Consider the following 22,647-nt stretch of genomic DNA (forward strand, 5'->3'; position numbering starts at 1 on the left):
GTCCACATCGACGATGTGGACGGCCCCGAGGTCTGTGTCGGGCAGGTGTCAGGAGCGAATCGGGTGCTCGTTGCGTGCCTTCGGGAACCGCGCCTGACGGGCGACCCAGCCGGCCATCTTCTTCCAGTGCCCGGGCTGCGGATTGACGATGCTGGTCAGTTCCCGGTCCCACTCGGAGACGGTGACGTCCGGCAACGCGTCGATGACGGCGTGGGCGGTCGGCAAGTCCTTCGCGACCCGATCACCGAGCGTCCCGTCGGCGGCGACGACGGTGACCCGGACCCCGGACCGGCCGATCGGCTGCAGCACGGCCTTGCCGGAGCCGCCGTGCTCGGCGACGAAGGTGCGAATGGACGAGACGATGGCGGCCGGTGCGGCCGCGACCTCTGTTTCGGCGCTCATGAAAGCAGAATACTGTGACGGAATGCGCGCAATCGAAGTGGCACAGTTCGGAGGTCCCGACGTCCTCGTTCCGGTGGAACGTCCCGACCCGCAGCCCGGCCCCGGCGACCTGCTCGTCCGCACCGACGCCATCGGCGTGAACTTCATCGACACCTATTTCCGCACCGGTATGTACCCCACCGACCTGCCGTACGTTCCGGGCTCGGAGGGCACCGGAACGGTCGTCGCAGTCGGCGAGGGCGTCGAGGACGGGCGGATCGGCACGCGGGTGTCGTGGTGCGCGGCCCCCGGCTCGTATGCGGAACTCGTCTGCGTCCCCGAGGCCGTGGCGGTACCGGTCCCGGACGGCGTGCCCACCGAGCAGGCGGCGTCTGCGCTGCTGCAGGGCATGACCGCGCACTACCTGATCGAGTCGGTGTATCCCGCCCGGGCCGGCGACACCGTGCTCGTGCACGCGGGTGCCGGCGGCGTGGGTCTGCTGCTCACCCAGTTGGCCGCAAAGAAGGGCGTACGGGTGATCACCACCGTCTCGTCCGATGCCAAGGAAGCCCTGTCCCGCGACGCCGGTGCGGCCGAAGTCCTGCGCTACGACGACGACATCGCAGCCCGGGTCCGGGAACTCACCGGCGGTGAGGGCGTCGCCGCGGCGTACGACGGGGTCGGTGCGGCAACGTTCGAGGCGTCCCTCGCCTCGGTCCGTATCCGCGGCATGGTCGCGTTGTTCGGTGCGGCGAGCGGCCCGGTTCCGCCGTTCGACCTGCAGCGCCTCAACCCCGCGGGTTCACTGTTCGTCACCCGCCCTACCCTCGCGCACTACACACGCACCCGCGAAGAGCTGCTCTGGCGGGCGGGGGACGTGTTCGCGGCGATCGCCGACGGATCCCTGCACGTCCGTGTCGGTGCGACCTACCCGCTGGCGGACGCCGCCCGGGCGCACACGGATCTCGCTGCCCGCCGGACGACCGGCTCCGTCGTCCTGATTCCCTGAGCAACGACCGCACAACGCAAAGCCCCCGCTCCGGTGTGGAGCGGGGGCTTCGTCGTGATCAGGGGATCCGGGATCAGAAGTAGGAGCCGATCGTCGGCAGGGCCAGCACCGAGTCGACCGCGAGGCCGAGGCATACCAGCGCCAGGTAATTGTTGGACTGCAGGAACAGCTTGAGCGGCTTGACCGACGCGCCGCCCCGCACGCTGCTGTAGAGCTGGTGCGCGACGAACAGGAACCACGCTCCGGCGAGGACGGCGAACACGGCGTAGATGATGCCGGCGGCGGGCACGATCACGAGGGTCGCGATCACGGTCGCCCAGGTGTACAGGAGGATCTGCTTGGTGACGTGCTGCTCTGTCGCGATCACGGGCAGCATCGGCACGCCGGCCGCCTTGTAGTCCTCCTTGTACCGCATCGCCAGCGCCCACGTGTGCGGCGGCGTCCAGAAGAAGATGACGAGGAACAATACGACCGGTTCCCAGCTGAGCGATCCGGTGACGGCGGCCCAGCCGACCATCACGGGCATGCATCCTGCCGCGCCGCCCCAGACGACGTTCTGCCAGGTACGACGCTTGAGCACCATCGTGTAGACGAGGACGTAGAACGCGATGGTCGCGACGACCAGCAGACCCGACAGCAGGTTCGCCCGCCACCACAACCACGCGAAGGAAGCCACACCCAGCAGGACGCCGAAGACGAACGCATTGCGGGTCGGCACGGTCTGACGTGCGAGGGGACGAAGCGCGGTCCGCTTCATCACCTTGTCGATGTCGGCGTCGACCACACAGTTGAGCGAATTGGCGCTCGCCGCACCCATCCAGCCACCGAACAGGGTGCTCAGGATCAGGACGATGTCGACGTGGCCCCGGTCGGCGAACAGCATCGCGGGGATGGTTGCGACCAGCAGCAGCTCGATGACACGCGGCTTCGTGAGCGCGATGTAGGCGAGCACGGTGCCCGAGAGACGTCCCCACGCGGTGTCGGGGCGGGGAGCGCCTGGCGCTTCGGGGGCGCCGAATCCGTGTCCCTTCGGCCGTTGCCCTGCCCGCACACTGTCTCCTTGCACCACGCGAATCCGCACTTTCGCTCGCCCGTTCACGGTCGCCCGGGTCCGGACGCTCCTTCTACTACAAACGATGGTAGACGGCGGACCCGCCCCGACCGAATCGACCCGCTCCGCGGCGCGCACTACTCTTAAGGAGCGCGCGGGCCAACTTCTACCCGCAGGCACCCCGTACACCCCATGTCAGGAGAACTCTGCTCGTGTCGATCACAGACGAGATCCGCACCCTCACTCAGCCGGCGCATCCGGCCGACTGGACCGACCTGGACACCAAGGCGGTCGACACGGCCCGCGTGCTCGCCGCCGATGCGGTGCAGAAGGTCGGCAACGGGCACCCCGGCACCGCGATGAGCCTCGCTCCGCTCGCCTACACCCTCTACCAGCGCGTGATGCGTCACGACCCGACCGATCCGAAGTGGGTCGGTCGCGACCGTTTCGTGCTGTCGTGCGGCCACTCGAGCCTGACCCTGTACATCCAGCTGTACCTGTCGGGATACGGCGTCGAACTCGCCGACCTCGAGGCGCTGCGCACGTGGGGCTCGCTGACCCCGGGACACCCCGAGTACGGGCACACCGCGGGCGTCGAGATGACCACCGGACCGCTCGGGCAGGGCCTCGCGTCCGCCGTCGGTATGGCCATGGCCGCCCGTCGCGAGCGCGGCCTGTTCGATCCGGACACCGCTCCGGGTGAGAGCCCGTTCGATCACTTCGTCTACGTGATCGCGTCCGACGGTGACATCGAAGAGGGCGTCACGTCCGAGGCTTCGTCGCTCGCCGGCGTGCAGGAACTCGGCAATCTGATCGTCTTCTACGACGCCAACAAGATCTCGATCGAGCACGACACCACGATCGCGCTCGGTGAGGACGTGGCGAAGCGGTACGAGGCGTACGGCTGGCACGTGCAGACCGTCGACGGCGGCGAGAACGTCACCGGGATCCTCGAGGCCGTCGAGGCCGCCAAGGCGGTCACCGATCGTCCGTCGCTCATTTCCGTGCGCACGATCATCGGCTATCCGGCTCCGACCAAGATGAACACCGGCGACGTGCACGGCGCTGCGCTCGGCACCGACGAGGTCGCCGCCGTGAAGAAGGTGCTCGGCTTCGATCCCGAGAAGAACTTCGACGTCGATCCGGCTGTGATCGAGCACGCCCGCGGCGTCATCGAGCGCAACGCCAAGGTGCGCGAGGCGTGGCAGGCCGACTTCGACGCGTGGGCTCGGCGGGAGCCGCAGCGCAAGGAACTGTTCGACCGTCTGTTCGCGGGTGAGTTCCCGGAGGGCTGGGTCGACGCCCTGCCGCTCTACGATCCGACCGACAGCGGTCCCGCGACCCGCAAGGCCTCGGGCAATGCGCTCGCGACGCTCGGCCCGATCCTGCCGGAACTGTGGGGCGGTTCCGCCGACCTCGCCGGCAGCAACAACACCACGATCCCCGGTTCCGACTCGTTCGGTCCCGAGTCGATCTCCACCGACGAGTGGACTGCCCAGCCCTACGGCCGGACCCTGCATTTCGGTATCCGCGAGCACGCGATGGGTTCGATCCTCAACGGCATCGCGCTGCACGGCCCGACCCGCGCCTACGGCGGCACCTTCCTCGTCTTCTCCGATTACATGCGGCCCGCGGTCCGTCTCGCCGCGCTCATGCAGACACCGGCGATCTACGTGTGGACCCACGACTCGATCGGACTCGGTGAGGACGGCCCGACGCACCAGCCGATCGAGCACCTCGCCGCGCTGCGCGCGATCCCCAACCTCGCGGTGATCCGTCCGGCCGATGCCAACGAGACGTCCTTCGCATGGAAGTCGGCTCTCGAGAACAAGACGGGCCCGACCGCGCTGGCACTCACCCGCCAGAACGTGCCGGTTCTCGAAGGAACCCGGGAGAAGGCCGCCGAGGGTGTCGCCCGCGGCGCATACGTGCTCGTCGAAGCGTCCACCGGAACCCCCGAGGTCGTGCTGCTCGCAACCGGTTCGGAGGTCGAACTGGCCGTGGCCGCGCGCGAGACCCTCGAGGCCGAGGGTGTGCCCACCCGCGTCGTCTCGGTGCCGGTGCTCGACTGGTTCCTCGAGCAGGATCAGGCATACCGCGACGAGGTGCTCCCGCCGTCGGTTCGTGCCCGTGTCTCCGTCGAGGCCGGCCTCGCGCTCCCGTGGTACCGGCTCATCGGCGACGCCGGCGAGGCCGTGTCGCTCGAGCACTTCGGCGCTTCCGCCGACTACAAGACCCTGTACCGCGAGTTCGGAATCACCGCAGAAGCCGTTGTCGACGCTGCGCACCGCTCGCTGACCACAGTGAAGGGATGATCGGATGACTTCGCAGACCACCGCGCAGAACGAGGTACTCGCCGCCCTCTCCGCCCAGGGCGTTTCGGTGTGGCTGGACGACCTGTCGCGTGAGCGGATCGAGTCCGGCAATCTCGCCGAACTGATCGCCACCCGGAGTGTCGTCGGCGTCACCACCAATCCGTCGATCTTCCAGGCGGCGTTGTCCAAGGGACACGCGTACGACGCGCAGGTTCGTGAGCTGGCAGCGGGCGGTGCGGACGTCGAGGAAACCATCCTCGCCGTCACCACCGACGACGTCCGGTCGGCGTGCGACGTGCTCGCTCCCGTGTACGAGGCGACCGGCGGGCTCGACGGCCGCGTGTCGATCGAGGTCGATCCGCGCCTCGCTCACGCCACCGACGAGACCGTCGCGCAGGCGCTGGAGTTGTGGCGCGTCGTCGATCGCCCCAACCTCTTCATCAAGATCCCCGCGACCATGGCCGGGCTGCCGGCGATCGCACGCGTGATCGGCGAGGGCATCAGTGTGAACGTCACGCTGATCTTCTCCGTCGAGCGATACGAGCGGGTCATCGAGTCGTACCTGGACGGGCTGACCGCGGCCAAGGCCGCCGGCCACGATCTCTCGAAGATCCATTCGGTGGCATCGTTCTTCGTCTCCCGGGTCGACACCGAGATCGATGCGCGTCTCGAGGAGATCGGCACCGACGCGGCCCTGGCGCTGCGCGGCAAGGCGGGCGTCGCGAACGCCCGGCTGGCGTACGACTCGTACCGCAAGGCCTTCGAGTCCGGTGCACGTTTCGAGCAGCTCGCAGAGGCGGGCGCGCTCCCGCAGCGTGCCCTGTGGGCGTCGACCGGGGTGAAGAACCCGGAGTACTCCGACACGATGTACGTCACCGAGTTGGTTGCTCCGAACACCGTGAACACGATGCCGGAGAAGACCCTCGAAGCGGTCGCCGACCACGGGGAGATCACCGGCGACACGGTCACCGGCAACATCGCCGCAGCGCAGCAGGTGTTCGACGCGCTCGCTTCCGCGGGGATCGACCTTCCGGACGTGTTCCGCAAGCTCGAAGAAGAAGGTCTCGAGAAGTTCGAAGCGTCCTGGAACGAGCTGCTGACGGCCACGTCGGAGCAGCTCACCGCCCACGCACCCGGCGCGGAGGGCTGAACGTGAGCGAATCCGGGACGGCGGAGTGGGTGAACCCGCTGCGGGACAGCAGGGATCGCCGGCTACCCCGTATCGCGGGTCCGTGCGCTCTCGTCATCTTCGGCGTCACGGGCGATCTCGCCCGGCGCAAGCTGATGCCGGCGGTGTACGACCTGGCCAACCGCGGGCTCCTGCCGCCCGGATTCGCTCTTGTCGGATTCGCCCGCCGGGAGTGGGACGACGCCGAGTTCGGTGAAGTGGTGCATGACGCGGTGCGCAACAATTCGCGCACCCCGTTCCGCGAAGAGGTCTGGCAGCGGCTCGCCGAAGGCATCCGCTTCGTCCAGGGCTCGTTCGACGACGACGCGGCGTTCGCCGAGCTCGCCGAGACCCTGCACAAGCTCGATCAGGAGCGGGGTACCGGCGGAAATCACGCCTTCTACCTGTCGGTTCCGCCCGACGCGTTCCCGGTGGTGTGCGGGCAACTGGCACGCTCGGGTCTCGCGGCGGCGCACGACGACTCGTGGAGCCGGGTGGTGATCGAGAAACCATTCGGCCACAACCTCGAGAGTGCGCGTGAACTCAACGCGGTCGTCGGCGAAGTGTTCTCCGAGGATTCGGTGTTCCGCATCGACCACTATCTCGGCAAGGAGACGGTTCAAAACATCCTGGCGCTGCGGTTCGCGAACCAGTTGTTCGATCCGATCTGGAACGCGCACTACGTCGACCATGTCCAGATCACCATGGCCGAGGACATCGGTCTCGGCGGACGAGCGGGATATTACGACGGGATCGGGGCGGCGCGCGACGTCATCCAGAACCATCTGCTGCAGTTGCTGGCGTTCACGGCGATGGAAGAGCCGATCAGCTTCGCGCCGTCCGAACTGCGCGCCGAGAAGATCAAGGTGCTGTCCGCGACCCGGCTTGCCGAACCCCTCGACGAGACCACCGCACGCGGTCAGTACACCGGTGGCTGGCAGGGCGGCGAACGTGTCGTCGGGCTGCTCGAGGAAAAGGGCTTCGCGGCGGATTCGACGACCGAGACGTATGCGGCGATCACCCTCGAGGTGGACACCCGGCGGTGGGCCGGGGTCCCGTTCTACCTGCGGACCGGAAAACGGCTGGGCCGCCGGGTCACCGAGATCGCCGTCGTGTTCAAGCGTGCGCCCCACCTGCCGTTCGACACGACGATGACCTCCGACCTCGGCCAGAACGCACTCGTGATCCGGGTGCAGCCCGACGAAGGTGTCACGATGCGCTTCGGGTCGAAGGTGCCCGGCTCCGAGATGGAGGTGCGCGACGTGAGCATGGACTTCAGTTACGGTCAGGCGTTCACGGTGTCCTCCCCGGAGGCGTACGAACGACTGTTGCTCGACGTGCTGCTCGGAGAACCGTCCCTGTTCCCCGTGGACGAAGAGGTCGAGTTGTCCTGGAAGATCCTCGATCCGGTTCTCGACCATTGGGCCACGAAGGGCCGGCCCGAACCGTACGAGGCGGGAAGCTGGGGCACGGCGTCGTCCGACGAGATGCTGCGCCGCTCCGGCCGGGAATGGAGACGGCCGTGAGACTGCAATTGCGCAACACCTCCGCGGTGGACGTCAGCAAGAAGCTGGTCGAACTTCGCAGGACCGGCGGAATCGTCACTCAGGGCAGGGTTCTCACACTCGTCGTGTGCGCCGGCGAAGCCCGGGGAATCGAGGCGGCGATTTCGGCCGCCACCGATGCCGCCCGCGAGCATCCCTGCCGCGTCATCGTCGTCGGGCGGGGGCGGGCCGAAGGCCCCTCGCGCCTCGACGCGGAGATCCGCGTCGGTGGTGAGGCCGGCGCGTCCGAGGTGCTGATCCTCGCGCTCCACGGCGAACTCGCCGAGCACCAGGAGTCGGTCGTGGTGCCCTTCCTGCTGCCCGACACGCCTGTCGTGGCGTGGTGGCCCGGCCAGGCGCCGCCGGTTCCCGCACACGACCCCGTGGGCAGGTTGGCGGTGCGCCGGCTCACCGACACCACGAACGCCCTCGATCCGCGCGCCGATCTGTTCTCGCGGTTGTCCGGATACACCCCGGGTGACACCGACCTGGCATGGGCCCGGATCACCTACTGGCGCGCGCTGCTGGTCTCCGCGCTCGAACAACCGCCGTACGAGCAGGTCGTGTCAGCCCATGTCTCGGGCCTGCAGACCGAACCGGCCATCGACCTTCTCGCGGGATGGCTCGCGAGCCGCATCGACTGCCCGGTGCAGCGCGCGACCGGCGACCTGCGCGTCGAACTGCGCACCACCACGCAGACGATCGTGCTCGGCCGTCCGCAGGAGGGGCGTGTCGCGACGCTCGAACGAACCGACAAACCTGCGTCCTTGATCACGCTGGCACGGCGGGACTCCGCGGAGTGCCTCGCCGAAGAACTGCGCCGGCTCGACCCCGATGTCATCTACGAGGCCGCGCTGTCGGCCCTGCCGAAGGTGGAATATGTCTGATCCCGCCAAGACCCCGACCGAGGTATTGACCTTCGCCGACTCCGATGCCGTCGCACGCGCCGCGGCAAAGGCTTTCGTCGATGCGGTGGTGGCAGCACAAACCGAACGGCTCCAGGCCCACGTGGTGCTCACCGGCGGCGGAACGGGCATCGCCGTGCTCGAACACGTCGGGCGTGAGCAGGGCGGGATCGACTGGTCGGCCGTCAACGTGTACTTCGGCGACGAGCGGTTCCTGCCCCCGGGCGACCCCGAGCGCAACGAAGTACAGGCGCGGGCTGCGTTGCTCGACCACGTGCCGATCGACGAGGCGCGCATCCACACCATGCCTGCTCTCGGTGAGGACGGATGCACCACGCCGGCGGAGTCCGCCGAGCGCTATGCCCGACTCCTCGCGGCACAGTCCGCAGACGGGTCCGTGCCCGACTTCGACGTGCACCTGCTCGGCATGGGCGGCGAGGGGCACATCAACTCCCTCTTCCCGCACACCGCTGCGGTGCGCGAAACGGAGCGATTCGTCGTCGGAGTGGACGATTCACCGAAGCCGCCGCCGGCGCGGGTGACCTTGACGCTGCCCGCTGTGCAACGCGCCCGTCAGGTGTGGTTGCTGGTCGCCGGTGAGAACAAGGCCGACGCCGTAGCCGCGTCGGTCGGCGGAGCGGACCCGGAGGACATTCCCGCCGCCGGAGCGCACGGGCGTGAGCGCACCGTGTGGTTCGTCGACCCGGCTGCGGCCGCGAAACTTCCCACGTCCTGATCGGCGGCGGTTCCGCGCCGCCGAGTTATCGAGGGTCGCTGTCGCAGTCCGGATCGTCGGCCGGGATCTGCGGTGCGGTGTCGTCGGTGCCCTCCCTGACGCAACGAAACTTTATGGACGAGCGGGGTCCGCGCGTCGCGCGTGAGGCAGCGAGCCGAGAGCGTCCGGGAACACATCGCGTCGTTCGTGGATCCATGCGGGTGGGCTCCTCCTGTGGTGGGCCGCCGTCGTTGTCGGCCCTTGTCACGTTCGACGCACCACCGGACCCTGCGGTTCCCACGCCGCAGGAAGAACCGGCGCTCCCCTAGCTCGGTCTCGCTGTCCCTTACAGCCCTCGCTCGATCACCGCGGCGGTGACCCGGTCGTCGATCGACGAGACCGGATTCTCACGCCCCACCCACACCTCACCGCCGAAGTACTTCTCGATGATCTTCTCCGCCGTCCGGGTGGCGACAGCCTGCGTGGTCAGCGTGGGGTTGGGGCCGCCGAGGCTGTTGGCGAGCGCCGAGTTGTCGGTGATGAACAGGCGCTTGACCCAACGTGATTCCGCATCGGCGTCGAGTACCGAGTTGTGTTCTTCGAGGCCCATCCGCATGCTCGACTGCGAATGCAGAATCAACGGCGGCCAGTCGCATCGGTGCACCGACTTGGCGCCCGCCGCGCGCATCAGTTCGACAGCCTTCCGGGTCGAGTATTCGCGATTGCGCTTCGTGCGCGCCGATCGATTTCTGTGGGCCATGGTCACTTTCGGCGCGAGCCCGCCTTCGCTCGGAAGCAGCACCGGCGACAACGTCACCCGGTTCTCCGGTTCGACGTCGTCGTCGGTGATGACGAGTGCCGCGAGCACCCGGTCGGTGTCGGCCATCGTATTCAGCAGATCGCGGCCCACGAGCCTTCCCATGGTGTCCGCTCCCGCGGAGTCGACCACGCCCCCCGCTCTTCCGTATCCGTGGATCCCGGAATCGCTGAAGTTCAGTGCGTACGCGATGAGCGCCGGTGGCAGACCGAGTTGCTCGACCCCGCCGTAGCCGGGAAGGTCGACGCGTGCATTCGAGCCGGGGCCTCTGGTCTGGCCCGTGTACTCGTCGAAGACCCCGAATACGCCGTCCATGTGGTGATCGGTCAAGCCACGGCCGACCCATCCGTTCGGGTTGGGGAGACCGGAACCGAGCCACAGTCGCGGCGACTCGACACATCCTGCGGCGAGAACGACGACGGGAGCCGTGGCCTCGTGCTCCGCGCCGTCGGCGGTGGTCGTGAACCGCACCCCACGCGCGGTGGTCTCCCCGTGGACCTCCTCGAAGAGGATCTTCGTGACGACGGCGTCGGAGACGAGTGTGACGGCACGGCCGTGGGGCGACCACGCGTCGGCGGTGAGCATCATCGGAACGTACGAATTATCGGTCGAGCGCTTGGCTTTCAGATTTCGTGGCGCTCCGAGCGGCAGGTAGCAACCCTGATAGCAGTGCCCACACATGGTGCATCCGCGTGCGTCGGGGTAGTGCAGCAGCGCGGGGTCGCGGGTGCGTCCGGCGGTTCCGCCGGGCTGCAGGATCGCGTTCTGCTGCGCACGGTACGACGGTCCTGTCGTGTCGAGCGTGGTCTGGTGTGTCAGGCCGAGGGCGGCGGCGCCACGGAGGAACACCTGCTCCTTGGCGCCCATCGGCGCCGTCTGCACCGGGAGTGTCGCCTCGACCCATTCGTAGTAGCGCCGCAACTCGTCGTAACCGAACGGGAACAGATGCGCGGTGTCGTACATGTCCCGGTCGGGACCGTCGTATCCGGCGAATGCACCTGCTGCCGCCCGAGGCGAATTACCGAAGAAGTGCAGGGTGGTGCCCCCGACGCCGGCGACCTGCCACACATACGATTGCTGAGGAACGTCGCGCAGCCACGGCGTCCGGGATCGATCACCGGGTCCTTGCCGCAGAAATCCTGTGATCGGGTTGTTGGCGTCGTCCTCGAAATGCGTCCACTCGTTCTCCGGGTCGGCGAAGCGTGGCCCGGCTTCGAGGACGAGGACATCGAGCCCGCGGGCGGCGAGTTCCTTCGCGACCACGGGGCCGCCCCCGCCCGACCCGATCACGATTACGTCGGTCATCTACGCCTCCACCTTGTCGATCCCGCGGTAGTACCCGATCACTTCGTCCCACCCATCGCTCGGCCCGGCGTAGTTGCTGAGGTCCCAGCCGACGGGACGGCCGGTCGTCTTCCGTTCGACCGGATCGAACGCCGACACCTCCGAGAACGCGGCGAACGCGGCGAGGGTGGGCAGCGCGTTGACCACGAACCTGATGATGAAATTCTCGAAGCGTGGGTCGGTGTCGAGCCACTCGAACACCAGCGCCTTCTTCGCAAAGTCCAGGTTGGCGAACGGCGCCGCGAACGGCCCGTTCGAAGCGCCCGGATCGGCGGTGGCAGCAAAGATGTTGAGCAGCACCGCAACTCCGGCTGCGCCCGGAAGGGGAACTCCCACTCCTCCGAACAGCGGAATCGCGAGCGCTCGGTCGAGGGTGCGCTCGAGCGACGCTGCCGTGCCCGGAGTCACCCCACCCGGCCGGTCCGTCGCCACCCCCTGATGATGCGAATAGGGGTCGTTTCCGGGAACCACGAACGAGAGCACACCGTTGATGGTGTCCCGGATCGGTGGTGCCGGGGCCGCGGGTTGAGCCCCCGCCGCGGGCGCGCCCACCACGCCCAGCGCGGCCAGTGCGGCCAGTGCGGCACCACCGCCGATCAAGCCGGTCAGAAACTGCCGTCGGTTCCATGAACCGTCGTGTTCGCAGGCCACGCCGCCCCCCTCCGCCGGTGCAAAGACAACTTATGGGAGTGTACGGACGAACCGGTCGGAATTCGGGAGATGGGGCGACCGGCCGGGACCTACCGGCCGCGCCGGTTCGGTCACCCGTCGGCGGTCCGGTGGACCACACTGGGAGGGTCTACGAGAGGGAGAATCCGATGGGCACGCCGACCACGGTGATGGGAGAAGTACGGCCGGAAAGCGACTGTCCCGACGACGCGTCGCTGGTCGGACTGGTCTACCGTCGCAGTTTCGCGTTGCCCGCAAGCGAGATCTGGACAGCACTCACCGAACCCCGCGAATTGTCCCGCTGGTACGGCACATACACCGGAGATCCCTCCACCGGGCGGGTGCGGTTGACGATGGTGGACGAGCACGATTCGGCCACCGCCGACGTGCGCATCGTCGAATGCACTCCCCCGTCCCGTTTCTCCGTCGACGTCGACGGATGGTTGCTCGCCGTCGCGCTGCACACCGTAGGCCGCGTCACCACCCTCGACTTCACGCACTCACACGTCCCACGATCGGAAGCCGGTGAGATCGGTCCGGTCTGGCAGTACTACCTCGATCGCTTGGACGCCGCCTTGACCGGAGGCCGGCCGCCTCGGTGGAGCGACTACTTGTCGCTGGTCGACGAATATCGGTGAGACCTCTCCTCCGGGCCGGTCAATGATGGACGGGCCGTAGCAGATCCGGCGTGTTGTTCCGGGGCGAGTTGACGGCGGTACCGACCTCGTACGGCTCGAGATGAGGTTCCGGGATCGAGTTGAGCAGCGCCTCCACGTCGTCACGGTCGGTCAGCGCCACGTCCAGCCACGGGTCGACGAACGTCTCCGGAAGCACCACGGGTGAGCGGTCGTGGATATGCCCGGCCGCATCGGTGGCCGGGCGCGTCAGCACCGTGCACGTCCACAACCAGCGATCCGGATCATCCTCGGGCCGTTCCGGATCGGGCCACAACTCGTAGAGCCCGGCCATCGAGATCGGCGCGTCGGCGTGCAGGAAGAAGGGAATCTTCTTGCCCTCCTCGTTCTTCATCCACTCGTAGTAGCCGTCCGCCGGCAGGATGCATCGCCGCCGGGACGCAGCAGCCTTGAACGCCGGTTTCTGCGTGATCGTCTCCGAACGGGCGTTGATCATGCGCGAGCCGATCTTCGGGTCCTTCGCCCACGACGGCACCAGACCCCAACTGACCCGGGACGACACCATGCGCACCGGATCACCGCCGGGCGTGTCGCGTGGGACGCGCTCGAGCACCACGTTGACCCGCTGGGTGGGGGCGACGTTGTAGGACGGTGGCAACTCCTCACCGACCGCCGTCACGGCATCGTAGGCCGCAAGCAGGTCGTCCCGGGTACTCGTGCTTGCATATCGTCCGCACACGACATCGGCCTCTCTGGTTGCGACGCTCCGTTTGTTTCACATCTTCCCACCGCGATACGGCCGCACCCGGCACTCTCCGGCAACGGACGCAGCCCGGGACGTTCACCCCGGTCGATCCCCGAGCGAAGCCAGTCGGGAACGCACTCGGCGACGTTCCGGTTCGGTGCCGGCGAGATCGAGCGCCTGCCGGAACGCGGACTCGGCCTCGGCATCACGGCCGAGGCGGACGAGAAGATCGGCCCTGGCCGTGTGGTACGGGTGATGCTCGCGCAGGACCGGTTCGCCGGCCAGGCCGTCGAGCAGTGCCAGGCCCGACTCCGGGCCGTCGCACATCGCCACGGCGACCGCGCGGTTCGCGGCAACCAGCGGCGACGGCATGAGTGCGAGCAGCACTCCGTACAGCGCAACGATCTGTCGCCAGTCGGTGGACTCGGCGTCGGGCGCCTCGTCGTGCAGCGCGGCGATCGCCGCCTGCACCGCGTACGGGCCGGGGGGCCCACCGGTCAGCCCGGTCACCACCAGCGCACGACCCTCGTCGATCATCGCCGTGTCCCACCGGGTCCGGTCCTGGGCGTCGAGGAGCACGATCTCACCGTCGGAATCGGTGCGGGCGTGGCGACGGGCATGGACGAGCAGTTCCAGCGCGAGCAACCCGGCCACCTCACGTTGCGAAGGCATGAGCCCGTGCAGGATCCGCACCAGCCGAAGCGATTCGTCTGCCAGATCGGGCCGTTGCAGATCGGTGCCACTACTGGCCGCATACCCTTCGGTGAAGATCGAATACAGGGCACCGAGAACCACCGGCAGCCGTTCGTCGAGTTCGTCCGGACGAGGAACCCGGAACGGGATTCGCGCGCCACGGATCTTGTTCTTGGCCCGCACGATCCGCTGCGCCATCGTGGCGTGCGGAACGAGGAACGCGCGCGCGACCTCGCCGGTGGTCAGACCTCCGAGACAACGAAGGATCAGCGCGACACGGTCGTCGGGAGCCAGTGCCGGGTGGGCACACGTGAAGAACAGTTCGAGTCGTTCGTCGGGCAATTCGTCGCCGCGCGGATCCGAGGAGCCGCGCCGCTCGATGTCGATCGCGAGTTCGGCCAGACGTTGCGTGTAGACGCGGTCGCGGCGTACCCGGTCGAGTGCCCGGCGACGGGCGGTGGTGAGCAGCCACGCGCCCGGCCGATCGGGCACCCCGCCGACCGGCCAGTGCACGAGTGCCGCCTCGAGGGCGTCCGATGCGGCTTCCTCGGCCAGGTCCAGATCGCCGAAACGGTGCACCAGCGCCGCGAGAAGCCGCCCGTGCTCCTCGCGGAACACCGCTTCGGCCGAGACACCCGCATCGGGCACGGCTAGTCGCCGAACTCGGCGATCGGGCGCACCACCACGGTGCCGCCGTCCCGGGCGCCCGGACACCGGGACGCCCACTCGATCGCGACGTCGAGGTCCGGTACATCGATGACGTCGTAGCCGCCCAGTACCTCCCGGGTCTCCGCATACGGGCCGTCGGTGACCGTGCGACGACCGTCCGCCGCCACCTGTACGGCGGTCGCGGTGGTGAGGTCCTGGAGTGCGTGGCCGGTGACGAGCACCCCCGCGTCCCGCATCGCCTTTTCGTAGTCCTGCCAGTCCTCGACCGTGCAGGTGCTCTCGTCGGCAGCCGATGTGTAGATCAACAGCATGTACTTCATGATCGTCTCCTCGTGGTTCGGTACGACGATTCGCCGTACACCATGACGACGAACTCTCCCTACCGAAATCGACACGCGCGCGAGATTTTCTTTCGGCGGCCGGTCAGCCGCTGTTCCGGAGCGCGGTGGCGAGTCCGTTCATCGTCAGCTGGATTCCCCGGCGAACCTGTTCGGTGTCCTCGCCCGCCCGGAATCTGCGCAGGAACTCGACTTGCAGGTGGTTGAGCGGTTCTAGGTAGGGGAACCGGTTGTGCAGTGACCGTTCCAATGCAGGATTGTCGGCGACGAGCGAGTCGTAGCCCGTGATCCGCTGGTAGGCGTCGACGGTCCGGGCGTGTTCCTCCACGATCCGGCCGAACACTCGTCCCCTCAGATCGGTGTCCTCGACCAACTCCGAGTAGCGCGCGGCAATTCCGAGATCGGATTTGGCCATCACCTGCGCCATGTTCGAGAGCACCGTGCGGAAGAACGGCCAGCGCCGATACAGGGCTCGCAAGGACTCGAGCTTCTCGGGATCGTCGCCGACCCACTCGGCCACCGCGCTGCCCGTGCCGTACCAGCCCGGCAACATCACCCGGCTCTGTGTCCACGCGAGCACCCACGGGATCGCACGCAGGTCGGCGATGGCCGCGGTCGGTTTGCGCGACGCCGGCCGGCTGCCGATGTTGAGCGCTCCGATCTCCGCGACGGGCGTCGAGGTCGTGAAGTACTCGACGAATCCGGGCGTCTCGTGAACCAGACGCCGGTAGGCGTTTCGGGCCAGGTCCGCGAGTTCGTCGAAGATCCGGTAGGCAGCCGACGCATCCGCGCCGAGCCCTTCGACGTCGAGCAGTGTGGATTCCAGAGTCGCGGCGACGAGCGCCTCGAGGTTGCGACGGGCGAGCACGGGTTCGCGGTACTTGGCGGCGATCACCTCTCCCTGTTCGGTCACCCGGAGCGAGCCCCGCACCGCACCGGGCGGCTGGGCGAGGATGGCGTCGTAACTGGGACCGCCGCCGCGGCCGACGGTTCCCCCACGGCCGTGGAACAGACGCAGGCGAACACCCGCGGCGCGGGACGCCTCGACGAGGTCGAGTTCTGCTCGGTACAACGCCCAGTTGGCGGCGAGATATCCGCCGTCCTTGTTGGAGTCGGAGTAGCCGAGCATGACCTCTTGCAGCCCGTCGTGCGCGTCGACCAGGCTCCGGAATTCCGGTACGGCGAGGGCCGCTGTCAGCGTCGACGCGCCGCTGCGCAGATCTTCGATGGTTTCGAACAGCGGAATCACCTGCACGCTGCTCCGCGGATATCCGGAGTCGAGGTCGAGCAACCCGACTTCCTTGAGGAGGACTTCCACCTCGAGCAGATCCGAGACCGAGGTACACATGCTGATGATGTAGTGCTCGATCGCGGCGGGCCCGATGCGGCGCACGACGCTCGCTGCGGCGCGCAAGATGCCGAGTTCCTTGGCCGTTTCGTCCGACAACTGCGCGTCGGGGGTGGTCAGGGGCCGCCGGATGCGTAGTTCGGAGGTGAGCAACGCGACCTTGTCATCCTCCGGCAGCGTTGCGTAGCGGTCTGTCACACCCGCCCAGGAGAGCAGTTCGGCTACCACGCGCTCGTGGACGTCGGCGTTCTGCCGCAGGTCCAGTGGAGCGAGGTGGAACCCGAAGACCTCGACTGCGCCGCGCAGTCGGGCGAGACGATCGTCGGCGATGACCGCTCCCCCGCCGGCGCGCAGCGACGCGTCGACGACCGACAGATCGGCGAGCAGTTGCGCGGGGGTGCGGTACGGCTCGCGCGACGGCTCGACGGTGTGTGGGAGGTCGACGTCCGGGAGCAGCCGGGCGCCGGTCGCGGTGAGGCGTCCGCGGATTCCCCGCACGGCCCGCCGGTACGGCTCGTCGCTGTGCGCGGGATTCTCGTCGCCGGAGATGTCGGCGAGTTCCTGCAAGCGGGCGGTGATGGTCGTGGTGCGCACCGACATCGACAACTCTTGTTCGAGCACGGCGAGTTCGGCCAGGTGATGGCGCAGGGAGGTCGCGCACGCGCGGTCGGCGGCCGTGGTGACGACCGCGGCGTCGACGTTGGGGTTTCCGTCACGGTCGCCGCCGATCCACGTGCCGGGACGCACGAGCGGACGGGTGAGCACTGCGGCATCGGGCCACCGCTCCCGGAGCGCACGGCGTACCTCGGCGTTGAGAGTGGGCACGACCTCGAAGAACGCCAGATCGTAGTAGCGCAGGCCGTTGTCGATTTCGTCGCTGATGCGAAGCCTCGCCAGCCGGATCAGTGCGGTCTGCCAGAGGGTGAGGATGTGCCGGTACAGGGCACGGTCGATGCTGTCCCGCTCGTAGGGGTCGACGGTGCGGTCGCGGCGCCGCATCAGGTCGGTGACGGCGGTTTGCACGTCGAATACGGTGCGGCGGCGGGTTTCGGTCGGGTGCGCGGTGATCACCGGTGCGACGAGTGCGTCCGCGAGCGCATCGGCGACCCCGTCCGCATCGAGCGGGACCGCATCGAGCTTGGCGTAGGTCGCGGCGAGAGCGCTGTCCTGCGGGGGATCACCGGCCTCGAGATGGACAGCGCGCCGGCGTTCGCGATGAAGGTCCTCGGCGAGGTTGGCGAGCAGCCCGAAGTGACTGAACGCACGGGCGACCGGCAGCAGATCTGCGGTCTCGACGGCAGCGAAACGCTCGGCGAGATCGGCGCGGTCCATCTCGGACCGCCGGATCCGGAAACTCGCGACCCTCGCTGCTTCGACGAGTTCGAACACCTCGTCGCCCGCCTGATCGCGAACGACATCACCGAGGATGCCGCCCAGCAGGCGGATGTCGTCACGCAGAGGTTCGGTGGCCGAAACCGGCACGGTATCCGTCATTCGGCCAGTATCGGCGCCCCGGGGCCGATATGCGACCGCTGCCGATCAGCTGAACTTGATCTGCAGTCCGATACCGAGAATGGCGATGACCCAGACGATGCCGGTGAACACGGTGAGCCGGTCCAGGTTCTTCTCGGCTACCGACGAACCGGACAGGTTGGATTGGACCCCGCCGCCGAACAGGCTCGACAGACCGCCGCCCTTGCCGCGGTGCAGCAGCACCAGCAGGATGAGCAGCAGGCTCGTGACGATCAGCAGAATGTCCAGGAACAGTTCCATGTCGGCGTTCGGTGTCCTTCGATGGTGGGTGACGTCGGCCGTCAGCTTACCCGGTCCCGGCGAATCCCAGAATTGCCGCACCCGGTTCGCCGTCCTCGCGGATCGTGGGCCTTCAGGGCTCGTCGTGGGTATACCGGTCGCGACCCGCGAACGCCCCGACCACAGCTTGCCCGGCCCCGCACACCGCGACCAGCAGCAGGACCGTGGTCCAGGTGCCGGTGAGGTCGAAGATCGCGCCGGCGAGCACCGGCCCGCACGCCGCGAGCAGGTAGCCGAGGCATTGCGCCATGCCCGAGAGCTGCGCGGTCTGGGCGACTGTGCGGGTGCGGAGACCGAACAGCGACACCGCGATGATGAACGTCGCGCCACTGCTCATCCCCGCGACCAGGACCCACAACAGGACGAGGTGCGGCGCCCACAGCACACCGATCATCGCGACGACGAGGGCCGAACCGGCGACAGCGGTGAGCCGACTCTGGTCGGTGCGGCGTCCCATCAGAGCGGTGGCGCCCAGACCTGCCACGATGCCGACCACCTGATAGACCGACAGGTGCCATCCGGCGGCCGCGCGGTCGACACCCAGACCGGTCTCGATGGACGGCAGCCACGTCACCAGCAGATAGAACGTGGTGGACTGCAGACCCATGAACGCGGTGACCTGCCACGCGGTGGCGGAACGCCACATGGACACGCCGGGTGTCGTGTCCGGGGCGGCCGGCAGCGGTGTCGGCAGGACCCGTCCGCGCACGACCCACACGGCCGCCGCGACCAGCGACACCACGGCCCACAACGCGAGCGCGGCACGCCAGTTGCCTGTCAGGGCGACGAAGGGCACCGCCAAACCGGAGCCCAGTCCGGCGGCGCCGGTCGTCACCGACGAGTACACGCCGGTCACCGTCGAGATTCGCGTGGGATGGTCGCGTTTGACGACTGCCGGCAACAGCACGTTGCCGATGCCGATTCCCACACCGATCGCGATCGTGCCGCCCCACAGCCACAGCGCGCCGGGAATCGACCGCAGCAGGATTCCGGCCGTCAGGACCAGCATCGCGACGAGCACCATGCGCTGCGTCCCGTAACGGATCGCGGGGCGGTGAATCCACGGGGAGACCGCCGCGAAGCACAACAGCGGCACGGCGCCGAGCACGCCGAGCGCCGTGTTGCCGAGCCCGGTGTCGGCGCCGATGTCCTCGAGCAGCGGCCCGATCGCGGTGATGGCCGGGCGCAGGCAAGCGGCGACGAGCAGCACCGCTGCCAACCCGAACACCACGCTGCGGGTGCTCGGGCCGGTGTCGGCGGGGGCGGTCATACGCGTGATGCCTTTCGGTTCGGGTGCACACTCGGAAAACGCCGTGGGGCGCAGGATCCGAAGATCCTGCGCCCCACGATCGAGTGAGCCGTACTGCTGCTCGGGCCGGCCTACAGGAGCGGGCCGCCCGCCGCGATTGCGGAGAGCTGAGCGAACTCGTCGGCCTTGAGCGAGGCGCCTCCGACGAGGCCACCGTCGACATCGGTCTGCGCGATGAGCTCGCCGATGTTCTTGGCGTTCACCGATCCGCCGTAGAGGACACGGACCGACGCCGCCACCTCGGGCGAGGCGAGTTCGGCGAGGGTGGAGCGCACCGCCGCACAGACTTCCTGGGCGTCGGCGGCCGAGGCCACCTTGCCCGTGCCGATCGCCCACACCGGCTCGTACGCGACGACGATCTTGGCGATGTCGTCGGCGGACAGCCCGGCGAGCGAGCCCTTCAGCTGTGCGACGTTGTATGCGACGTGGTCGCCGGCCTCACGGATGTCGAGGCCCTCGCCGATGCACACGATCGGAGTCAGGCCGTGCTTGAGCGCGGCCTTCGTCTTGTCGCGCACGATCTCGTCGGTTTCGGCGTGCATCGTGCGTCGCTCGGAGTGCCCGACCACGACGTAGGTGCAGCCGAGCTTGGCGAGCATCGCACCGGAGATCTCCCCGGTGTACGCGCCGGAATCGTGGGCGGAGACATCCTGCGCACCATAGGTGAGCTTGATCTTGTCGCCGTCGATCAGCGTCTGTACCGAACGGATGTCGGTGAACGGCGGGATGACCGTGACATCGACCTTCTCGAGGTACTTGTCGGGCAGCGTGAACGCGATCTTCTGCACCAGCGCGATGGCCTCGAGGTGGTTCAGATTCATTTTCCAGTTGCCCGCGATCAGCGGTGTGCGTGCCATCGCGCTCAGGCCTCCAGAACCGAGATGCCGGGCAGTTCCTTGCCCTCGAGGTATTCGAGGGAGGCACCGCCGCCGGTGGAGATGTGTGAGAACCCGTCGTCCGGCAGGCCCAGCTGGCGCACTGCCGCAGCGGAATCGCCACCGCCGACGACGCTGAACGCACCCTTGCCGGTGGCGTCGACGATGGCCTCGGCGACACCCTTGGTGCCCGCCGCGAACTTCGGGAACTCGAACACGCCCATCGGGCCGTTCCAGAACACGGTCTTGGCCGCCGAGAGCAACGACGCGAACCGCTGCACCGACTCCGGTCCGATGTCCAGACCCATCCAGCCGTCCGGAATCTCCGTGACCGGGACGGTCTTCGCTTCGGCGTCGGCCGAGAAGCTGTCGGCGATCACGACATCCTGCGGGATGTGCAGGACATCGGCGTAGCGGTCCAGCAGTCCCTTGCAGGTCTCGATCATCGACTCTTCGAGCAAGGAATTGCCGACCGAAATGCCCTGTGCCGCAAGGAATGTGAAGCACATTCCGCCACCGATGACCAGCGTGTCGACCTTCGGCGCGAGCGCCTCGATCACTGCGAGCTTGTCGGAGACCTTCGATCCGCCGAGCACGACCGCGTAGGGACGCTCGGTGTCGGTGGTGAGCTTCTCGAGCACTGCCACCTCGGCAGCGACGAGGCCACCGGCGTAGTGCGGGAGCAGCTTCGCCACGTCGTACACCGACGCCTGCTTGCGGTGCACGACACCGAAACCGTCGGAGACGAAAGCACCGTCGTCGCCGACGAGCTCGACGAGATCGCGGGCGAGCGCCTGACGCTGCGACTCGTCCTTGCTGGTCTCCCGCGGATCGAAGCGGATGTTCTCCAGCAGGAGGATGTCGCCGTCGGTCAGGCCCTCGGAGCGAGCCAGAGCGTCCTGCCCGACGACGTCGCCGGCGAGCTGGACGTTGCGGCCGAGCACCTCACCGAGCTTCGCCGCGACGGGCGCGAGCGAGAACTTCGGATCCGGCTCGCCCTTGGGCCGGCCGAGGTGCGCCACGACCACGACCTTGGCGCCGGCTTCCGCCAGTGCTTCGATCGTCGGGGCGGACGCGATGATGCGGCCGGGATCGGTGATCGTCGCGCCGTCCAAGGGGACGTTGAGGTCGGAGCGCACCAGCACACCGCGCCCCTCCACCCCGGCGTCGAGCAGATCCTTCAGGGTCTGAACTGCCACTGTTCGGGTGTCCTGTCCGGTTCGGGGTCTCAGAGCGACTTGCCGACGAGGCCGATGAGGTCGACGACGCGGTTCGAGTAGCCCCACTCGTTGTCGTACCAGGCCACAACCTTGACCTGATCGTCGATGACCTTGGTCAGCGGCGCGTCGAAGATCGAGGAGTGCGGGTCGGTGACGATGTCCGAGGAGACGATCGGATCGGTGTTGTACTTCAGGATGCCCTTGAGCGGTCCCTCTGCCGCAGCCTGCATCGCGGCGTTGATCTCCTCGATCGACGCCTTGGTGCGGAGGTTGGCGGTGAGGTCGGTGACCGAGCCGGTCGGGATCGGCACGCGCAGCGCGTAGCCGTCGAGCTTGCCGAGCAGCTGCGGAAGAACCAGGCCGATGGCCTTGGCGGCACCCGTGCCGGTGGGAACGACGTTCAGGGCTGCGGCGCGGGCGCGACGCAGATCCTTGTGCGGGCCGTCCTGGAGGTTCTGGTCCTGCGTGTAGGCGTGGATCGTGGTCATGAGACCGCGCTCGATGCCGAAGCTGTCATCGAGGACCTTGGCGATCGGTCCGAGGCAGTTGGTGGTGCACGAGGCGTTGGAGATGATGTTCTGGCTGCCGTCGTACTTGTCGTCGTTGACGCCCATCACGATGGTGATGTCCTCACCCTTGGCGGGCGCGGAGATGATGACCTTCTTGGCACCTGCGTCGAGGTGCCCCTTGGCCTTGGCGGCGTCGGTGAAGATACCGGTGGACTCGACGACGACGTCGACACCCAGGTCGCCCCACGGAAGCGCGGCCGGGCCTTCCTTGATTTCGAGCGCCTTGATCTTCTGCTCTCCGACGATGATGAAGTCGCCTTCGACACGCACATCCTTGTCGAGGCGACCCAGGATCGAGTCGTACTTCAGGAGCGTTGCGAGAGTGTCGTTGTCGGTCAGGTCGTTGACGGCGACGATCTCGATGTCAGTGGTGCCGAGCGCTTTCTGCGCTTCGACTGCGCGGAAGAAGTTGCGCCCGATACGTCCGAACCCGTTCACGCCTACGCGGACAGTCACAGTAGAGCTCCTTTGCCCAGATCTCGATAATTGTGCTGATGATTGTGCCGTTGTGACCCC

Annotated in this window: 20 protein-coding genes; 7 read left to right on the forward strand and 13 right to left on the reverse strand. The window is 67.9% G+C overall.

All coding sequences use genetic code 11. The features are described from left to right. Nucleotides 1-48: 48 nt before the first annotated feature. The gene (locus tag ACFWBU_RS05925; RefSeq protein WP_169621882.1) at nucleotides 49-402 is read right to left on the reverse strand and encodes a hypothetical protein; all 354 of its coding nucleotides are present in this window, start codon (nucleotides 400-402) and stop codon (nucleotides 49-51) included. Nucleotides 403-424: 22 nt separating this feature from the next. On the opposite strand from ACFWBU_RS05925, the gene ACFWBU_RS05930 reads away from it, so the two are divergent. Continuing rightward, complete coding sequence (locus ACFWBU_RS05930; RefSeq protein WP_169621881.1) at nucleotides 425-1,390, forward strand: quinone oxidoreductase; 966 nt, start codon at nucleotides 425-427, stop codon at nucleotides 1,388-1,390. A 73-nt stretch (nucleotides 1,391-1,463) separates the two neighbouring features. Here ACFWBU_RS05930 and ACFWBU_RS05935 read toward each other — a convergent pair whose 3' ends face one another. Continuing rightward, a complete protein-coding gene (locus ACFWBU_RS05935) occupies nucleotides 1,464-2,441 on the reverse strand; it encodes a heme o synthase (RefSeq protein WP_169621880.1) in 978 nt (325 codons plus the stop codon). Between the two features lie 212 nt (nucleotides 2,442-2,653). Here ACFWBU_RS05935 and tkt point away from each other — a divergent pair, with 212 nt between their 5' ends. From tkt to pgl, 5 genes are read left to right on the forward strand one after another with little or no spacing between them, the layout of a single operon-like run. Continuing rightward, nucleotides 2,654-4,756 (forward strand): transketolase, encoded by a 2,103-nt coding sequence (gene tkt, locus ACFWBU_RS05940; protein ID WP_169621879.1) that lies wholly within the window; start codon nucleotides 2,654-2,656, stop codon nucleotides 4,754-4,756. A gap of 4 nt (nucleotides 4,757-4,760) precedes the next feature. Beyond that, on the forward strand, nucleotides 4,761-5,906 hold the full coding sequence (gene tal, locus ACFWBU_RS05945) for a transaldolase (protein WP_378527794.1): 1,146 nt from the start codon (nucleotides 4,761-4,763) through the stop codon (nucleotides 5,904-5,906). Nucleotides 5,907-5,908: 2 nt separating this feature from the next. After that, nucleotides 5,909-7,450, forward strand: coding sequence for a glucose-6-phosphate dehydrogenase (gene zwf / locus ACFWBU_RS05950; RefSeq protein WP_169621877.1), 1,542 nt, complete (start codon nucleotides 5,909-5,911; stop codon nucleotides 7,448-7,450). Beyond that, nucleotides 7,447-8,355, forward strand: coding sequence for a glucose-6-phosphate dehydrogenase assembly protein OpcA (opcA, locus tag ACFWBU_RS05955; protein WP_346765167.1), 909 nt, complete (start codon nucleotides 7,447-7,449; stop codon nucleotides 8,353-8,355). Before zwf ends, opcA begins: the two co-directional genes overlap by 4 nt. Continuing rightward, nucleotides 8,348-9,109, forward strand: a complete 762-nt coding sequence (pgl, locus tag ACFWBU_RS05960; protein WP_169652140.1) for a 6-phosphogluconolactonase — start codon at nucleotides 8,348-8,350, stop codon at nucleotides 9,107-9,109. The genes opcA and pgl overlap by 8 nt, the downstream gene beginning before the upstream one ends. A 325-nt stretch (nucleotides 9,110-9,434) precedes the next feature. On the opposite strand, the gene ACFWBU_RS05965 is transcribed toward pgl, so the two are convergent. Together ACFWBU_RS05965 and ACFWBU_RS05970 are read right to left on the reverse strand one after the other, a co-directional pair. Continuing rightward, the gene (locus ACFWBU_RS05965) at nucleotides 9,435-11,210 is read right to left on the reverse strand and encodes a GMC family oxidoreductase N-terminal domain-containing protein (RefSeq protein WP_169621874.1); all 1,776 of its coding nucleotides are present in this window, start codon (nucleotides 11,208-11,210) and stop codon (nucleotides 9,435-9,437) included. Beyond that, entirely contained in the window at nucleotides 11,211-11,900 is a 690-nt protein-coding gene (locus ACFWBU_RS05970; protein ID WP_378527795.1) for a hypothetical protein, read from the reverse strand. A gap of 167 nt (nucleotides 11,901-12,067) precedes the next feature. Here ACFWBU_RS05970 and ACFWBU_RS05975 point away from each other — a divergent pair, with 167 nt between their 5' ends. Beyond that, nucleotides 12,068-12,556: an SRPBCC domain-containing protein gene (locus ACFWBU_RS05975; protein WP_169621871.1), complete on the forward strand. Its 489-nt coding sequence runs from the start codon at nucleotides 12,068-12,070 to the stop codon at nucleotides 12,554-12,556. Between the two features lie 19 nt (nucleotides 12,557-12,575). Here the strand turns inward: ACFWBU_RS05975 and ACFWBU_RS05980 are convergent, their stop codons facing one another. The 9 genes from ACFWBU_RS05980 to gap all read right to left on the reverse strand — a co-directional run bounded on the left by ACFWBU_RS05980 (nucleotide 12,576) and on the right by gap (nucleotide 22,587). Next, nucleotides 12,576-13,292: an SOS response-associated peptidase gene (locus ACFWBU_RS05980; RefSeq protein WP_169621870.1), complete on the reverse strand. Its 717-nt coding sequence runs from the start codon at nucleotides 13,290-13,292 to the stop codon at nucleotides 12,576-12,578. A 102-nt stretch (nucleotides 13,293-13,394) separates the two neighbouring features. Then, nucleotides 13,395-14,639 carry a DUF6596 domain-containing protein gene (locus tag ACFWBU_RS05985; protein WP_169621868.1) on the reverse strand — a complete coding sequence of 415 codons (1,245 nt, stop codon included), beginning with the start codon at nucleotides 14,637-14,639 and terminating at the stop codon, nucleotides 13,395-13,397. A 2-nt stretch (nucleotides 14,640-14,641) separates the two neighbouring features. Further along, the gene (locus tag ACFWBU_RS05990; protein ID WP_296550758.1) at nucleotides 14,642-14,980 is read right to left on the reverse strand and encodes a YciI family protein; all 339 of its coding nucleotides are present in this window, start codon (nucleotides 14,978-14,980) and stop codon (nucleotides 14,642-14,644) included. A 103-nt stretch (nucleotides 14,981-15,083) separates the two neighbouring features. Then, nucleotides 15,084-17,840, reverse strand: a complete 2,757-nt coding sequence (ppc, locus tag ACFWBU_RS05995; protein WP_378527796.1) for a phosphoenolpyruvate carboxylase — start codon at nucleotides 17,838-17,840, stop codon at nucleotides 15,084-15,086. Nucleotides 17,841-17,885: 45 nt separating this feature from the next. Beyond that, nucleotides 17,886-18,119 carry a preprotein translocase subunit SecG gene (gene secG / locus ACFWBU_RS06000; protein ID WP_072698320.1) on the reverse strand — a complete coding sequence of 78 codons (234 nt, stop codon included), beginning with the start codon at nucleotides 18,117-18,119 and terminating at the stop codon, nucleotides 17,886-17,888. Between the two features lie 112 nt (nucleotides 18,120-18,231). Next, the gene (locus ACFWBU_RS06005; RefSeq protein WP_378527797.1) at nucleotides 18,232-19,428 is read right to left on the reverse strand and encodes a CynX/NimT family MFS transporter; all 1,197 of its coding nucleotides are present in this window, start codon (nucleotides 19,426-19,428) and stop codon (nucleotides 18,232-18,234) included. A gap of 110 nt (nucleotides 19,429-19,538) precedes the next feature. After that, nucleotides 19,539-20,324, reverse strand: coding sequence for a triose-phosphate isomerase (gene tpiA, locus ACFWBU_RS06010; RefSeq protein WP_296550761.1), 786 nt, complete (start codon nucleotides 20,322-20,324; stop codon nucleotides 19,539-19,541). Between the two features lie 5 nt (nucleotides 20,325-20,329). Further along, the gene (locus ACFWBU_RS06015) at nucleotides 20,330-21,541 is read right to left on the reverse strand and encodes a phosphoglycerate kinase (RefSeq protein WP_169621861.1); all 1,212 of its coding nucleotides are present in this window, start codon (nucleotides 21,539-21,541) and stop codon (nucleotides 20,330-20,332) included. A 29-nt stretch (nucleotides 21,542-21,570) separates the two neighbouring features. Next, a complete protein-coding gene (gene gap, locus ACFWBU_RS06020; RefSeq protein WP_169621860.1) occupies nucleotides 21,571-22,587 on the reverse strand; it encodes a type I glyceraldehyde-3-phosphate dehydrogenase in 1,017 nt (338 codons plus the stop codon). Nucleotides 22,588-22,647: the final 60 nt, after the last annotated feature.

Source organism: Rhodococcus sp. NPDC060084 (assembly GCF_042730335.1).
Classification (GTDB): domain Bacteria; phylum Actinomycetota; class Actinomycetes; order Mycobacteriales; family Mycobacteriaceae; genus Rhodococcus.